The sequence below is a fragment of the Caulobacter sp. GW821-FHT10A10 genome (assembly GCF_059415745.1).
In genome coordinates this window covers 77,517-92,813 of record NZ_JBWKNV010000012.1, presented here as the reverse complement: position 1 = coordinate 92,813, position 15,297 = coordinate 77,517, and the positions used below count along the sequence as shown (strand labels likewise).

At 71.2% G+C, this 15,297-nt stretch carries 13 protein-coding genes; 4 read left to right on the top strand and 9 right to left on the bottom strand.

The window, feature by feature from the left end:
* Positions 1–5: 5 nt before the first annotated feature.
* On the bottom strand, positions 6–1,175 hold the full coding sequence (locus tag AC07NS_RS25070) for a sulfotransferase family protein (protein WP_494607744.1): 1,170 nt from the start codon (positions 1,173–1,175) through the stop codon (positions 6–8).
* Between the two features lie 50 nt (positions 1,176–1,225).
* Between AC07NS_RS25070 and AC07NS_RS25065 the strand changes: the two genes are divergently transcribed.
* The gene (locus AC07NS_RS25065) at positions 1,226–1,810 is read left to right on the top strand and encodes an aspartyl/asparaginyl beta-hydroxylase domain-containing protein (protein ID WP_494607742.1); all 585 of its coding nucleotides are present in this window, start codon (positions 1,226–1,228) and stop codon (positions 1,808–1,810) included.
* A gap of 178 nt (positions 1,811–1,988) precedes the next feature.
* On the opposite strand, the gene AC07NS_RS25060 is transcribed toward AC07NS_RS25065, so the two are convergent.
* Entirely contained in the window at positions 1,989–4,226 is a 2,238-nt protein-coding gene (locus tag AC07NS_RS25060) for a glycoside hydrolase family 3 N-terminal domain-containing protein (protein WP_494607740.1), read from the bottom strand.
* Positions 4,227–4,406: 180 nt separating this feature from the next.
* Between AC07NS_RS25060 and AC07NS_RS25055 the strand changes: the two genes are divergently transcribed.
* Positions 4,407–4,631, top strand: coding sequence for a hypothetical protein (locus AC07NS_RS25055; protein WP_494607738.1), 225 nt, complete (start codon positions 4,407–4,409; stop codon positions 4,629–4,631).
* On the opposite strand, the gene AC07NS_RS25050 is transcribed toward AC07NS_RS25055, so the two are convergent.
* The 4 genes from AC07NS_RS25050 to AC07NS_RS25035 are packed head-to-tail and all read right to left on the bottom strand — an operon-like array spanning position 4,628 to position 8,308.
* Entirely contained in the window at positions 4,628–5,773 is a 1,146-nt protein-coding gene (locus tag AC07NS_RS25050) for an ABC transporter permease (protein WP_494607736.1), read from the bottom strand. The two genes, AC07NS_RS25055 and AC07NS_RS25050, sit on opposite strands and share 4 nt — an antisense overlap.
* Positions 5,770–6,690: an ABC transporter ATP-binding protein gene (locus AC07NS_RS25045; RefSeq protein ID WP_494607734.1), complete on the bottom strand. Its 921-nt coding sequence runs from the start codon at positions 6,688–6,690 to the stop codon at positions 5,770–5,772. The genes AC07NS_RS25050 and AC07NS_RS25045 overlap by 4 nt, the downstream gene beginning before the upstream one ends.
* Entirely contained in the window at positions 6,687–7,670 is a 984-nt protein-coding gene (locus AC07NS_RS25040) for an HlyD family secretion protein (protein WP_494607732.1), read from the bottom strand. The genes AC07NS_RS25045 and AC07NS_RS25040 overlap by 4 nt, the downstream gene beginning before the upstream one ends.
* Positions 7,667–8,308, bottom strand: coding sequence for a TetR family transcriptional regulator (locus tag AC07NS_RS25035; protein ID WP_494607730.1), 642 nt, complete (start codon positions 8,306–8,308; stop codon positions 7,667–7,669). The genes AC07NS_RS25040 and AC07NS_RS25035 overlap by 4 nt, the downstream gene beginning before the upstream one ends.
* Positions 8,309–8,630: 322 nt before the next feature.
* Between AC07NS_RS25035 and AC07NS_RS25030 the strand changes: the two genes are divergently transcribed.
* Entirely contained in the window at positions 8,631–10,799 is a 2,169-nt protein-coding gene (locus AC07NS_RS25030) for a glycoside hydrolase family 3 N-terminal domain-containing protein (RefSeq protein ID WP_494607729.1), read from the top strand.
* Positions 10,796–12,133 (top strand): GntP family permease, encoded by a 1,338-nt coding sequence (locus AC07NS_RS25025; protein ID WP_494607727.1) that lies wholly within the window; start codon positions 10,796–10,798, stop codon positions 12,131–12,133. Before AC07NS_RS25030 ends, AC07NS_RS25025 begins: the two co-directional genes overlap by 4 nt.
* A gap of 149 nt (positions 12,134–12,282) precedes the next feature.
* On the opposite strand, the gene AC07NS_RS25020 is transcribed toward AC07NS_RS25025, so the two are convergent.
* The 3 genes from AC07NS_RS25020 to AC07NS_RS25010 are packed head-to-tail and all read right to left on the bottom strand — an operon-like array spanning position 12,283 to position 15,253.
* Positions 12,283–12,723, bottom strand: a complete 441-nt coding sequence (locus tag AC07NS_RS25020) for a hypothetical protein (RefSeq protein ID WP_494607725.1) — start codon at positions 12,721–12,723, stop codon at positions 12,283–12,285.
* Positions 12,724–12,767: 44 nt separating this feature from the next.
* Entirely contained in the window at positions 12,768–13,661 is an 894-nt protein-coding gene (locus tag AC07NS_RS25015; RefSeq protein ID WP_494607723.1) for an oxygenase MpaB family protein, read from the bottom strand.
* The gene (locus AC07NS_RS25010; RefSeq protein ID WP_494607763.1) at positions 13,661–15,253 is read right to left on the bottom strand and encodes a fatty acid--CoA ligase; all 1,593 of its coding nucleotides are present in this window, start codon (positions 15,251–15,253) and stop codon (positions 13,661–13,663) included. The genes AC07NS_RS25015 and AC07NS_RS25010 overlap by 1 nt, the downstream gene beginning before the upstream one ends.
* Positions 15,254–15,297 lie beyond the last annotated feature (44 nt).

The following is a 15,297-nucleotide window of genomic DNA, read 5'->3' as shown; positions in this document are numbered from 1 at the left end:
GCGCATCACCCCCCCAATCCCAGATGCGCCCCTTCCACCCCTTCCCCTTCATTTCCGATCGAGGCGGCCTCAAGCCGCGCGTGCAGGTCATCCAGCCACCGCGCGCAGGCAGCCCGGATCGCGGCGTCCACCTCCGCGCGCTTGCCCGCCCCGTCAGGACGGAACACCCGGCCGGCCGCCTTGGCGTCGATCGCCGCGGCCGCGCCGATCGCCTCGGCCTCTTCCAACGTGGGCGTCCAGCAGAAGTGCGGCAGGATCCGCTCGCTCACCGCCGCCGGCAGCGCCTCGTAGCCGACCAGCAGCCCCGCCCCGTCGCGCGCCTTGGCCGCCAGCATCGCCTCGCCGATCGCCGCCAGCACCCGGGCGCGATAGTCGGCGTCGGGAACCTCGGGCTCGGCCAGGCCGAACACCGACGGCGCCACCACCTGCGGCACCATCTGCATGCCGACGTCGCGGGCGTGCGAGACCAGCACCTCCTCCGGCGCGCGATGGAGGTGGATCCACGGCGTCTGCGGAAAGGCCTCGCGGAACAGGTCGAAGGCCAGGGCGTGCCAGCAGTCGAGCTTGAGGAAGAGGCGCGCATCGCCCGCCCCGCGCGCACGCCCCAGGGCCGCGACCCCCCCGCGCAGCAGCCCGACCCGCCGCGCCTGCGGCAGCCCGGAGCGGACCACCGCGTCGATCGGCGCGGCCTCCGACAGCACGGTCGAGCCCCGCGCCCCGCCCAGCATCCGCCCCACCAGGGTCGAGCCGCAGCGCGACATGTGGAAGACGAGCCCGTCCGGCGCCGGTCCCGCCAGTCCCTCCAGCGCCGCCAGCGGCGTGCGCAGGCGCGCGAAGCGGTTCAGCGGCGAGGAGCGCACCGGCGGCAGGCTCTCGCCGAAGAACGACTCCGTCAGCCGCCGCGCGCCGAAGAAGGCCCAGTCTACCGCATCCTCGTCCGGAGCGACGGCGATCGGCAGCCAGCCGGCCGGCGGGGCGACAGCGCGATGCACGAACAGCTTCCGCTCCAGCCGCTCGCCCGCGACGGCGGCTGGCGAGGCCAGGCCCCAGCGTTCGGCCAGCGCGTCCAGGGCGGCGATGAAATCCGCGTCGCGGAACACCCCCGCCAGCCCCGCGCAGGCGTCCGGCTCGCTGAGCAGGCGCTCGATCAGGGCCTCGCCCTCTGGAAGTTGCACGCCTGGACCCAGCCCTTGTCGGTTGAGAAGCGGCACAATAGGCTCGGGCGATGAGATTGCCAGACCGCCTTCGCCTGCCGCTGACCTTCGATCCCGGCCGGCTGCGCGCGGACCTCGAGACCCTGGCCGCCTCCACCGACTGGATCGCCCACTTCGTGAAGCAGAACTACGAGGGCGACTGGAGCGTCATCCCCCTGCGCAGCAAGGCCGGCGCGACCCATCCGGTGATGATGATCTATTCCGACCCGGAGGCGAAGGAATTTGAGGACACCCCGTTCCTGGCCCCCTGCCCCTATTTCCGCGAGGTGATCGCCGCCTTCCCGATGCCGGTCACCAGCGCCCGGCTGATGAAGCTGGCGGCCGGCTCGGTGATCAAGACCCACACCGACCTCGAGCTCGACGCGGAATCGACCCACGTGCGCTTCCACGTGCCGGTCGTCACCAACCCCGAGGTCGACTTCCGCCTCAACGGCCTGCGCGTGACCATGGAGGCCGGCAGCGCCTGGTACCTGAAGCTCTCCGACCCGCACAGCGTCGCCAATCGCGGGACGGAAGACCGCGTGCACCTGGTCATCGACGGCCGGGTGAACGACTGGGTGCGGGGGTTGTTCGTGGAGATGGAAGCGGCGGTCTGAGGTTCGAGCCGGACCGGAGCCAAAGCTCAAAAGTTCGCTTCCCTCGCCCTTGTGGCGAGGGCCCATGCCGGCCGCTGCTCAAACCGCGCCAAACCCGAAAGGTTTGAGCGGCTGAACGATGGACCCTGGGCACGAGGCCCAGGGAAGCAAGATTATCAAGTTTGGGGGCGTGATCCCCCTACGCCCCCAGCAGCGTGAACTGCGCGTTCAGCCCGTCCACCGAACTATTCGCCACCCACAGGTCGAACAGCCCCGGCTCGGCGATCCAGCCGGTCTCGCCATAGAAGGCCAGGCTCTCGCGCTGCAGGACGAAGGTCACCTCGCGGGTCTCGCCGGGCCGCAGCTCGACGCGGGCGAAACGCTTGAGCTCGCGCACCGGCCGGGTGCGGCTGGCCACCCGGTCGCGGACATAGAGCTGCACCACGTGGGTTCCGGCCAGCTTACCGGTGTTCTTCACCTTGGCGGTGATCCGCAGCGGCTCGTTCCAGGCCAGGCTGGTCGTCGACAGCTTCAAGTCCGACAGGGCGAAGGTGGTGTAGGAAAGCCCGTAGCCGAACGGATAAAGCGCCTCGTTCTTCACCGTGCGCCAGCGGGCCTTGTACTCCTGGATCTCGCTGTCGGCCGGCGCGGGGCGGCCCGTCGTGCGGTGATTGTAGGCGTAGGGCTGCTGGCCGCTCTCGTACGGGAAGCTGACCGGCAGGCGGCCCGAGGGGTTCACGCCGCCGAACACCACGTCGGCCACCGCGTGGCCGGTCTCGGTGCCCAGGAACCAGGTGGCCAGGATCGCCGGGGCGTTCTTGACCGCCCCGTCCAGCACCAGGGCCCGGCCGTGGCGCAGCAACACGACGGTGGGCTTGCCGACCGCCGCCACGGCCTCGGCCAGCAGCATCTGCGGCTTGGGAACGCCGATGTCGGTGCGCGACTGGGCCTCGCCCGACATGTTCTGGCCCTCGCCGACCGCCAGCACGACGATGTCGGCGTTCTGGGCGGCGGCCACGGCCGCCTCGATCCCGCCGGGGATCGAGGCCTCGACCTCGCAGCCCTTGGCGGTGCGCAGCAGGTTGGGATCCTCCAGCGCCTGGCGGAAGCCGGTGGCCAGGTCCACGCCCAGGCTCTTGTCGCCGAAGAAGGCCCACGGCCCCAGGATGTTGTCGCGGTCCTCGGCGAACGGTCCGATCAGGGCGATGCGCTTGCCCGATCGCGGCAGCGGCAGCAGGTTCCCGTCGTTCTTCAGCAGCACGATCGAACGGCCGCCGGCTTCGCGGCTGAGGGCCCGCATCTGCGGCGTGGCGGTGCGGGCGGCCTGGGCCTTGGGGTCGATCGAGCGGAACGGCTGATCGAACAGGCCGATGGCCTCCTTCAGCATCAGCACCCGGCGCACGGCTTGGTCGACCACCGCGATCGGCACGGCGCCGCTGGCCACGAGTTCCGGCAGGTAGCGGCTGTAGAGCCCGCTCTGCATGCTGATGTCGACGCCCGCCAGGATCGCCAGGCGCGCGGCGTCGCGGTCGTCGGCGGCGTAGCCGTGGGCCACCAGTTCCTGGTCGGCGGTGTAATCGGAGATCACCACGCCGCGGAACTTCCACTCGCCGCGCAGCAGGTCGGTCAGCAGGGCCTTGTTGGCCGTGGCCGGCACGCCGTTGATGTCGTTGAAGGCCGACATGGCGGTGAGGCACCCGGCCTCGAAGGCGGCCTGGAACGGCGGCAGGTGCACCTCCCGCAGCGTCGCCTCGGAGATCTCGACGGTGTTGTAGTCCATGCCCGCCGCCACCGCGCCGTAGGCGGCGAAGTGCTTGGCGCAGGCCAGCATCGAGTCCGGCGACTTCAGGTCCGGTCCCTGGAAGCCGCGCACCCGGGCCTGGGCCAGGGCTTCGCCGAGGAACACGTCCTCGCCCGAGCCCTCGGCCACCCGACCCCAGCGCTCGTCGCGGGCCACATCGACCATCGGCGCGAAGGTCCAGTGCAGGCCGTGGGCCGTGGCCTCCTGCGCGGCCGCCCGAGCGGTGCGCTCGGCCAGAGGCGGGTCGAAGGCGGCGGCCTCGGCCAGCGGGATCGGATAGACGGTCTTGAAGCCGTGGATGACGTCGGCCGCCAGCAGCAGCGGGATCCCCAGCCGCGAGTGCTCCACCGCCGCCGTCTGGGCCAGCAGGGCGCCCTCGACGCCGACGCCGTTCATCAGCGTGCCAATCTTGCCCGCGCGGGTCTCGGCCAGCAGTTGCTGGGTGTTGCGCAGGTTCACCGCCGGGTTCATGTCGCCCACCGGCGGGCGGATCATGTCGGCGTAGCAGGACAGCTGCCCGGCCTTCTCCTCGATGGTCATCTGGGCGATCAGCGCCTCGACGCGATCCGAGCCCCGACCTTGCGCCGAGGCCTTGCCGGCCAGCGCAAATCCCGCGAGGCCCGCGGCCCCAGCCATCAGTCCGCGACGGCTGATCCCTTCAAGCCGCGCCTCACGCCGATCCATAGAATCCCTTCCGACTGACCTTTCGGCGGGCAACCTCGCCGAGGACGGCCCGCCGCGCAACGCCTCGCCGCCCATGAGGCGAACCGAGGGGGATCGCTTGCGTTATCAGTCTGGCTGAAGGGAGACACGACCATGACCGCCCAATGGCGCATCGAGATCCGATTGGGCGAAGGCCACGCCCCCCTGCGCAGCGTGCTGGTCGAGGCCGACACCGAGGTCGAGGCCCTGCGCCAGGTGCTGGAAGAGGCCGAACGCGACCACGTGGCCGCCGAAGAGCTGCTGCTCGACGGCCAGGAAGAGGTGTTCTCCCGCACCGAGGTGCGGGAGGGTCACGTCGAGCATCAGAGCGAGGTCTAGTCCAGCGTGGTGCGATAGCGCGCCATCGCCAGGGCCGAGATCGCGACGACGAACAGGGTCAGGGCCGACAGGCTCGGCCACAGCGCCTCCACGCCCAGCCCCTTGAGCAGGGCCCCGCGCACCACGCGCAGGAAATGGGTCACCGGGATCACGCTGCCCAAGGCCTGGGCCCAGCCCGGCATGCCCCGGAACGGGAACATGAAGCCCGACAGCAGCAGCGACGGCATGATGTAGAAGAACGACATCTGCATGGCCTGCAGCTGGGTGCGCGCCACGGTCGAGATCAGGAAGCCCAGCGCCAGCGAACCGACGATGAACAGCGGCACGCCCAGGACCAGCGCGCCCCAGCCGCCGGCCATCGGCACCTCGAACAGCACCCGCGCCAGGATCAGGATCACCACCGTCTGGATCAGACCGACCACCACATAGGGCGCCAGCTTGCCGACCATCACCTCGATCGGCCGGGCCGGGGTGGCCAGCAGGCTCTCCATCGTCCCGCGCTCGTACTCCCGGGTGACGCCGAGGGCGGTCATCATCACCAGGGTCATCGACAGGATCACGCCCAGCAGGCCCGGCACGATGTTGAAGGCGCTGATGGCCTCGGGATTGTAGCGCCGGTGGATCACCACCTCGAACGGCGCGCCGCCGGTCTTGGCCGCGGCGCCCACGAGGTCGCGCGACAGGGCCGTGGTCGGCAGGCTGGCCAGGGCGGCCAGCGCCCCGCCGGTGGCGGCGGGATCCGAGGCGTCGGCCTCGACCAGGATCTGGGCGTCGTCGCCGCGGATCACCCGCCTGGTGAAGTCCGCGGGAATGGTCAGGGCGAACTGCACCTCGCCCCGCGCCACGGCCGCGTCCAGCTCGGCCGGCGAGGCAGCGGTGCGCACGATCTCGAAATAGCCGCTGTTGACCAGGGCCGACAGGGTGGAGCGCGCCATCGGCCCCTGGTCCTGCACCAGCACGGCGGTGGGCAGGTCGCGGGGGTCGTTGTTGATCACGTAGCCGAACAGCAGCAGCTGCACGATCGGCATGACCAGGATCATGGCGTAGGTCAGCCGGTCCCGCGTCAGCTGGATGAATTCCTTGATCAGCACCGCCAGGATGCGCGCGCCAGAAAGGCCGCCCGTCTTCGCCGGCCCGCTCATTGGAAGTTGTCCGAGGCCTGGCCCATCAGGCGGATGAAGACGTCCTCCAACGTCGGCCGCACCTCCACCCAGTCCAGCGGCGGCCTGCGGTGCGGCGCGATGGCCGCCTCCAGGGCGGCGCGGTCGGTTCCGCTGACGTGCAGGGCCGCGCCGAACGGAGCGGCCATGATCACGCCGGGCGCCTTGGCCAGTTCGCGGGCCAGCCGGTCGGCCCCCGGCCCCTCGGCCCGGAAGGTGACGAGGCCAGACTGGTCGATCACCTGCTCGGCCGTGCCCCGCGCCATCAGCCGGCCGTAGGCGATGTAGGCGATGTCGTGACAGCGCTCGGCCTCGTCCATGTAGTGGGTCGAAACCATCACGGTCAGGCCGTCGGCCGACAGGGCGTGGATCTCGTCCCAGAACTCCCGTCTGGCTTTCGGATCGACGCCGGCGGTCGGCTCGTCCAGCAGCAGCAGCTTGGGGCCGTGCATGACGCTGGCGGCCAGGGCCAGGCGCTGCTTCCAACCGCCCGACAGGCTGCCGGCCAGCTGCCGTCGCCGGGCGGTCAATCCCAGGCGCTCAAGGCTTTCGCGCACCCGCTCGCGACGGCGGTCCAGCTCGTGCACCCGGGCCACGAAGTCGAGGTTCTCCTCGATCGACAGGTCTTCGTAGAGCGAGAACTTCTGGGTCATGTAGCCGGTCTGGCGCTTGACCGCCTCGGCCGCCTTGCGGAAATCGAGGCCCAGCACCTCGCCCTCGCCGCTGTCGGGGGTCAGCAGGCCGCAGAGCATCCGCAGGGTGGTGGTCTTGCCCGAGCCGTTGGGACCGAGAAAGCCGGTGATCCGGCCCGTCTCGACCTGGATCGACACGTCCTGCACCACGTGGCGCGGGCCGAAGCTCTTGTTCAGCCCCGTGACGTCGACCGCCAGCTGCGTCACTTGCGATCCTCCAGCGGGACCACGTCGATCGGCTGCCCCGGGGCCAGGAGGGAACCGGGCTGGGGCTGGGCCTCGACCAGGAACACCATGCGCTGGCGGGCCTCGCGACTGTAGATCACCGGCGGGGTGAACTCGGGCTTGGGGCTGACATAGTTGATCCGCGCCTCGCGCGCCGCGCCGCAGCCGTCGCACTCGAAGCGGATGCTCGCCCCCACCGGATAGCGCGCCACCTCGGCCTCGGGGACGAAGAACCGCAGTCGCACGCGGTCGTCGGCCAGCAGGGCCACCACCGGCTGGTTGGCCGCCGCCCATTCGCCGGACTGGTAGAAGACGTCCTGCACCCGGGCCGCGGCGGGCGCGCGGGGACTGATCTGGTCCAGCCGGTCCTGCGCCGCCGCCAAGGCCTGGCGGGCCGAGTCCACGGCCGATTGGGCCGCCTTCACCGCGTCCGGCCGCGCGCCCAGGGTTCCGACGTCCTTGCGCCGCGCCACCGCCTCGGCGTTGGCGCGGGCGGTGTCGAGCGCGGCCTTGGCCTGATCGAGCTTGGCGGGGGCGTAGATTCCCTTGCGCACCAGGGGCGCGACCCGGTCGTAGTCGGCCTGGGCCTGGCGTACGGCGGCCTGGGCGGCGGCGCGCTCGGCGTCGTAGACGGCCAGCTCCTGCGGTCGCTGGCCCTTCTCGGCGTCGCTGAGCTGGGCTTGCGCGACGGCGACCTGGGCGGCCGCCTGGTCGCGGGCGGCGGTCAGCTGGGCGGCGTCGAGCGCGAAGAGCGGCTGGCCCGCCTTGACCCGATCGCCACGCTGCACGGCGACCGCACTGACGAGGCCGGCGTTGGGCGCGGCGACGTACAGGGTCTCGCCTTCGACATAGCCGGACAGACGCGGCGCGCGGTGGGCGTCGGGCCCCAGCAACCGCCAGCCCAGGAACGCGACCACGCCGATCCCGGCCACGGCGGCGATGATGCGAACGGGCGGCTTCATGCCGGTTCCTCCTGGCGAGGCGCCAGCCCCATCAGCACCGTGTCGGCGTGCTGGCGGATCAGGGCTTCGAGATCGAGACCGGGCGCGCCGACGGGTGTGAAGGTCTCACGCCAGATGACCCCCGCCAGGACCGGTCCCATGATGCTGAACGCGTGCAGCCGGGGGTCGCCGGGACGCACCTCGCCGCGCGCCTGGGCCCGTGCGATCGCCCCGCTCATCGCCGTCAGGGCGCGGCTGACCACCTCGTCGTGCCAGACGCGGGCCAGGTCGGGAAAGTTTCGCGACTCCCCGACCACCAGCTTGGCCACCGCCCCCAGGCGCGTGTTCACGACCACCTGGGCGATGCGGGCGAACAGCAGGCGCAGCAGCTCCGGAAACGGGATCGTCGCCTGGGCCAGCATGGCCTCGACCATGTCGAGATTGGGGGCCACGGCCTCGCGCACCACGGCGCGGAAGATCTCTTCCTTGGTCTCGAAATAGAGATAGAGCGCGCCCTTGGAGATGCCCGCCCGCGCGGCGATCTCGTCCAGCTTCGCCCCGGCGAAGCCCCTTTCGGCGAACACCTCCAGGGCCGCCTGCACGATCTCGCCGGGCCGCGCCTCGCTCCGCCTGCGCCACTTGGGAGGTCCGACCTGCATCGCCTGGCCTTTATATAACTGACCAGAAAGTTATATATGAGAAGACATGGATCCTCAAGCCGCGCCGCCGGCCAGGGCGGCGCCATGGCCAGTTGCATTTCCGATCCCGACACAACCTCATTGACAGCGTTGTCAAAGCATAGTGCTCTGCAGCCCAACGACCGCATGACGACGATCGAGGGAGGCGACACTGACCCAAGGACCGCACCGCCGCGCGCTGCTGGCCGGCGCCGCCGCCCTGGGCCTGGGTTCGGGATTTGCCCCCGCCCTGCCCGCGCTCGCCGCCGACCAGGAGGCTCGCGTCAGGTCGCTGCTCAAGCAGATGACCCTCGACGAGAAGATCGGCCAGACCCACCAGCCGGCCGGCGGGCGGCAGAAGGCGCTGAACTCCAAGATCGACGCCACGGCGCTGGATCTGGTCCGCAAGGGCGGGGTCGGGTCGTACCTGCACGTGGCCGGCGCGGCGTTCCTGCGCGAGCTGCAACGCACGGCGGTGGAGGAGTCGCGGCTGAAGATCCCGCTGCTGTTCGCCATAGACGTGGTGCACGGCTTCCGCACCCTCTACCCCGTGCCCCTGGCCATGGCGGCGACCTTCGACCCGAAGATCGTGCGGGCGACGGCGCGGATGGCGGCCGTCGAGACGGCGGTCAGCGGCCTGCACTGGACTTTCGCCCCGATGGTCGACATCGCCCGCGACCCGCGCTGGGGCCGCATCGTCGAGGGGGCCGGCGAGGATCCCTATCTCGGCTCGGTGATGGCCGCCGCCCAGGTGCGCGGCTTCCAGGGCGAGGGCCTGTCGAGCAAGGACTCGATCCTGGCCTGCGCCAAGCACTTTGGAGCCTATGGCGCGGCGGCGGGCGGGCGCGACTACGACGCCGCCGAGCTTTCGGACCGCACCCTGAACGAGGTCTATCTCCCGCCCTTCCACGCCGCGGCGAAAGCCGGCGCGGGCACGATGATGACCGCCTTCAACGACCTGAACGGCGCGCCGACCACCGCCAACGCCGCCCTGGTGCGCGGCGTGCTCAAGACCCAGTGGACCTGGCCCGGCCTGGTGGTCAGCGACTGGAACGCCATCCTCGAACTGATCAACCACGGCATCGCCGAGACCCCGGTCCAGGCCGCCGCCCTGGCTCTCAAGGCCGGCGTCGACATGGACATGGCCAGCGGCGTCTACGCCGCCCACCTGAAGACGGCGATCGCCGCCGATCCGTCGCTCCTGCCATTGCTCGACCAGGCGGTGATCCGGATCCTGACCGCCAAGATGCGGCTTGGCTTGTTCGACGATCCCTACCGCTTCGGCGACGTCAAGCGGGAGAAGACGATCTTCGTCGGCCCCGAACACCGCGCCATCGCCCGCGAGGCGGCGCGCAAGGCCGTGGTGCTGCTGAAGAACGACGGCAGCCTGCTGCCGATCGCGCCGGCGACGAAGAAGATCGCCGTCATCGGCGCGCTGGCGACCGACAACCTCTCGCAGCTGGGCTCATGGAAGGCGCGCGGCCAGGCGGCCGACGTCGCCCCGCTGCTGCCTGCTCTGCAAGCGGCCGCGCCGGCGGGAACCGAGATCGTCCACGTGGCCGGCGCCGGCCCGCGCAGCCTTGATGAGAGCGGCATTCCCGCCGCCGTCGAAGCGGCCAAGGCCGCCGATCTCGTGCTGCTGATGGTCGGCGAGGACTTCGACCACAGCGGCGAGTCCCGCAGCCGCTCGGACCTGTCGCTGCCGGGCGCGCAGAGCGCCCTGGCCCGCGCCGTGCTGGCGACCGGCAAGCCGATGGTCGTGCTGCTGCCGTCGGGCCGGCCGCTGGTCGCGCCCGAGCTGCTGGAGAAGGCCCCGGCGGTGCTGGCGACCTGGTTCCTCGGCGTCGAGGCCGGCCCGGCCCTGGCCGACATCCTGTTCGGCAAGACAGCCCCCGGCGGCCGCCTGCCCGTCGGCTTCCCGCGCGCCACGGGCCAGTCACCGACCTTCTACGCCCACACGCCCAGCGGCCGCCCGGCCGATCCGGATCTCGCCAAGGACACCGTCCGCTACCACGATGTCGACATCGGCCCGCTGTTCCCGTTCGGCCATGGCCTGAGCTACGCGCCCTTCGCCTATTCGGACCTGACGCTCGACCGCGAGACCGTCGCTCCCGGCGGGGCGGTGAGGATCGCCCTGACCGTGGCCAACACCGGCCAGATCGCCGCCGACGAGGTGGTGCAGCTCTATGTCCGCGACCCGGTCGCCAGCGTCGCCCGGCCGGTCAAGGAACTGCGCGGCTTCATCCGCGTGACCCTGGCGCCGGGTGAGAAGAAGCGCGTGGCCTTCACCCTGACGCCCGCCCAGCTGGCGATCTGGAGCCCGGCGGGCTGGATCATCGAGGCCGGCAAGGTGGAAGTCATGGTTGGCTCGTCCTCGGCCGACATCCGGCTGCGCGGCGCCTTCACCATCACCGCGCCCGGCAAGGGCCGTGATCCGGCGACCGCGATCCTGACGCCCGTGAGCGTCGCGTGAGCGGGCCGCTCTGGACCCTGCTGGTCGTCGCCGCCGGGGTCGCCCTGGTGGTCTTCGCCACGCTCAAACTCAGACTGCCGGCGTTCTTCGCCCTGCTGCTGACCGCCATCGCCGCCGGCATCGCCTTCGGGGCCGAGCCGGTCAGCGTGCTGGCCTCGGTGAAGAAGGGCGCGGGCGAGGCCCTGGGCTTCGTGGCGGTGATCCTGGGCCTGGGCTCGATCTTCGGCGCCCTGCTGGAAGCCGGCGGCGGGGTGGGCGTCATGGCCCGCGCCCTGCTCGACCGCTTCGGCGTGAGGCGCGCGCCCTGGGCTTTGGCGAGCATCGGGATCCTGGTCGGCATCCCGCTCTTCTTCGACGTCGCCCTGATCATCCTGGCGCCGCTGATGCTGGGCGTGGCCCAGCGCTCGGGCAAGGCGGTGGCCTTCGTCGCCCTGCCGGTGCTGGCGGGTCTGGCGGTGATGCACGGCCTGCTGCCGCCCCACCCCGGCCCGGTCGCCGCCGCCGAGCTGCTGCACGCCGACTATGGCCGCATCGCCCTGTGGGGCCTGGCCTGCGGGATCCCGGCCGTGCTGGTCGCTGGACCGCTCTACGCCCTGGCCGCCTTTCGCAAGGGTTCCTATGTCGCGCCCGAGACCTCCCCGGTAGCCGACGACGGCGCCGCCGACGCCCTGATCGGCCTGTGGCCGGCCCTGGTCGGCATGCTGGCCCCGCTCGTCCTGATCGTCGCCGGCGCCGTGGCCCATGCCGCCTTGCCGGAGGGACCGGTGCGCACAGGGCTGGAGTTCTTCGGCCACCCGTTCGTCGCCCTGGCCGTGGCCTGCGGCTACGCCTGGGTGCTGCTGCGCCGGCGCGGCGTCGACCGGCAGCGGCTGCTGGGCATAGCCGGCCGCGCCCTGGAGCCGGCCGGCGCCATCGCCCTGGTCATCGGGGCCGGGGCGGCCTTCAAGCAGGTGCTGATCGACAGCGGGGCCGGCGCCCACCTGACCGCCGCCGTCGAGGGCGCGCGGCTCTCCCCGCTGATCTTCGGCTTTCTCATCGCCGCGATCATGCGCATCGCCCAGGGCTCGGCCACCGTGGCCATGGTCGCCGCCGCGGGTCTCGCCGCCCCCCTGGCGACGGCGGCGGGCCTGGACGCCAACCAGGTCGCCCTAGTGGTGATCGGCATCGGCGCGGGCGCCACCGTGGTCAGCCACGTCAACGACGCGGGGTTCTGGCTGGTGGGGCAGTATCTGGGCCTGTCGGAGACCGAGACCTTCCGCAGTTGGACCGTGGCCTCGACGATAGCGGGGCTGGTCGCGTTCGCGGCGGCGTTGGCGGCGTCGGCGCTGGTCTAGATCACGTTTTCAAACGCCCCCTAGCTCGTCATCCCGGCCGTAGCGAAGCGGAGAGCCGGGACCCAGGGGCCGCCACACTGCGCTTGGCCCCTGGGTCCCGGATAAGCCCTTCGGGCTTTCCAGGATGACGAACTTGGTTGAACTGTTATCTACCGCAGCACGCCCCGCCGGCCCTGCCACCAGGCATAGGCCAGGAACAGCGCCAGCAGCACGGCGATCACCGCGCTGGTGACGGCCATCTGCTGGCCCATCACCTTGCCGCCGTCGCTTAGCACGTAGGTGTAGACGAGGCTCAGCAGGAACGCGGCCAGCGACACGGCGAACACCGGCGCGGCGATCTTCCGGCGCAGCAGGATCAGCACCGAGGCGGCGAAGGCCCCGAACACGCCGATCGCCCAGACCGCCGTCATCCAGCCCGGCATGCGCTGGTAGTGGTCGATCTGGGCCTGGGTCATACCGGCGCTGGCCATGTAGGCCGGCCCCTGCGCCATGCTCATCACGAAGTCGAAAACGCCGATGGCGTTGAACAGCACGGCGATCACGCCCACCAGCCACAGGTGCCAAGGCGTCTTGCTCTTGGTCTCGCTCATCATGCCCTCCCCAGGTCATGGTTTCTTCTGGGGAGAAGACTGCCTCAGGCGGCCCGGCGGCGATAGAGATAGTCGTCCGGCAGGCCCATGCGCCGCGACGACTCGACGGCCGGCGAGCCCTTGATCGGCACCTTGTCGGCGCTGGCCCCGGCCAGGCGCACCAGGCGCCGCTCGACGCCGTTCAACTGCCAGGCCTCGCCCAGACCCAGGCGCGCCCGCACCTCGACCGGCGTGATCGCCACGGCCGCCCGCACCAGCGGCTTCTGGATCAGCCGCAGCGGTCCGGGCAGCAGCGGGGTCGAGGTCATGATGTCGAGGAACTCGAAGACGATGTCCGACGGCTCCAGGCTGGGCAACATCAGGGCCATCTGCCGCTTCCATTCGGCCTCGCTGGTCGGCGCCCCGGTCGCGCCGTAGAGCCGCGCGCCGGGCGCGGCCTCGGCGAAGGCGGCGTCGCGCTCGGCCGGGGTCAGGGCGTGGGCATAGGCGTGGTAGGCCTCGATGAAGCCGAAACTGGCGGTGGCCTGCACCCAGTCCAGCAGCACCGGGTCGTTGGCCTGGTAGGCCACGCCGCCCGGCGTCTGGCCCGTCACATGGCCGTGCATGCGCACCACGCCGGCGATCATCTTCTCGGCCGTCTCGCGCGGGCCATAGACCGTGACCATGGCCGCCAGGCCCGTGCGCTTGAGACGCTTCAGGGGCTCGGCCTTGAAGCTGGAATGGTCCCAGACGCCCGAGCGCACACGGGGTTCGGCCAACTCCAGCAGCACCGCCGTGATGCCGCCGACGAACAGCGACACCGGGTTCTTGAACACCCGCCACGACACCGAGTCCGGCGCGATCAGGGCGGCCGCGCCCGGCGGAGCGGAGAAGTCGATCGCCGGTCCCCCGTCCGGCGTCAGCAGCCGCGCGGCGGCCCGCGAGAGGGGATCGGCCATCAGTTCACCCGTCGTTCGCGGCCCGCCCAATAGGGCTCGCGCAGTTGGCGGCGCAGGATCTTGCCCGAGGCGTTGCGCGGCAAGGCCTCGACGAAGTCCACGCTCTTGGGGGCCTTGAAATGCGCGATCCGCGTGCGGGCGAAGGCGATGATGTCCTCGGTGTCGGGCGTGACGCCGGGCTTGGGCGCGACCACCGCCTTGACCGCCTCGCCCCACTTGTCGTCGGGCACGCCGATCACCGCCACCTCGGCCACGTGCGGATGGCCGTAGACGGCGCTTTCCACCTCGGCCGGATAGATGTTCTCGCCGCCGGAGACGATCATGTCCTTCACCCGGTCGTGGATGAAGAGATAGCCGTCGTCGTCCAGGTATCCGGCGTCGCCGGTGCGCAGCCAGCCGTCGGCGTCGATGGTCGCGGCGGTGGCCGCGTCCAGCTTCCAGTAGCCGGCCATGTTCGAGGCGCTGCGCACGGCGATCTCTCCGACGGTGTTCGCGGGCAGAACGCGCCCGGCCTCGTCGAGGATGCGCAGCTCCACCCCCGGCATCGGCAGGCCGGCCGAACGCATGCGGGTGTTGCCGGCCGGGTCGTGGTCCTCCGGCGGCAGATAGACCACCGTGCCGGTCGTCTCTGTCATGCCGTACTGCTGGACGAAGCCGCAGCCGAACACCTCGATGCTCTCGCGCAGCAGGTCGAGCGGGATCGGCGCCGCGCCATAGAGAATGTAGCTCAGCCGCGAATAGTCGATCTGGCGGGCCCGGGGCAGGCGCACGACGATCTGCAGAGCGGCCGGCACCAGGAACATCTTCGACACCCGGTCGTGCTCGATGAAGTCCAGCACCTTGAAGGGGTCGAACTCGCGCGCCACCACGCCCTTGGCCCCGTTGAAGAGGCCGACCAGCCCCCAGCCGGTGCCGCCGATATGGGCCACGGGCATGGCCACCAGGCTGACGTCGTCGGGACCCCAGACGTTCCACGGCATGGCCGTCTGCTCGGCGGCCGCCTTGCGCATGGCCAGCAGGTTGTCGTGGGTCAGCATCGCGCCCTTGGGCTTGCCCGTCGTGCCCGAGGTGTAGAGTTGCAGCACCACGTCGGAGGGGCGCAGCGGCACGGCGGGGTCGGCCTCGTCCTGAGCGTCGCGCCACGCGGGGAAGGCCGCAAGATCGCCGCCGCCCTCCATGGCGATCACCGGCGGGATCGGCGGCTGCAGCAGCTTGGCCACCTCGCCGACATGCTCGACCAGTTCCGGACCGACGAAGACCATCTTCGCCTCGGTGTCGGCGACGATGTAGGCGATCTCGGCCGGGGCCAGCCGCCAGCCGACGGGGGCCATCACCACCCCGGCCTTGGCCGCGCCGAGCAGCAGTTCGAAATAGCTGTCGCTGTTCTTGCCGACATAGGCGATGCGGTCGCCGGGCTTCAGCCCCTCGGCCAGCAGGGCGCGGGCCACCTGGTTGGTGCGGCGGTCGAGCTGCGCGAAACTGGTCTCGCGGCCCTCGAAGGCGAAGGCGATCGCGTCGGGCCGCACCTGGGCGTGATAGCGAGGCACGTCGCCCAGCGTGGGCATGCGGGCGAAATCGACGGCGTCCTGGATCATCGCTGCTCTCCCGGTGAAGCCGTCTGACGCGGCCGTTCGAA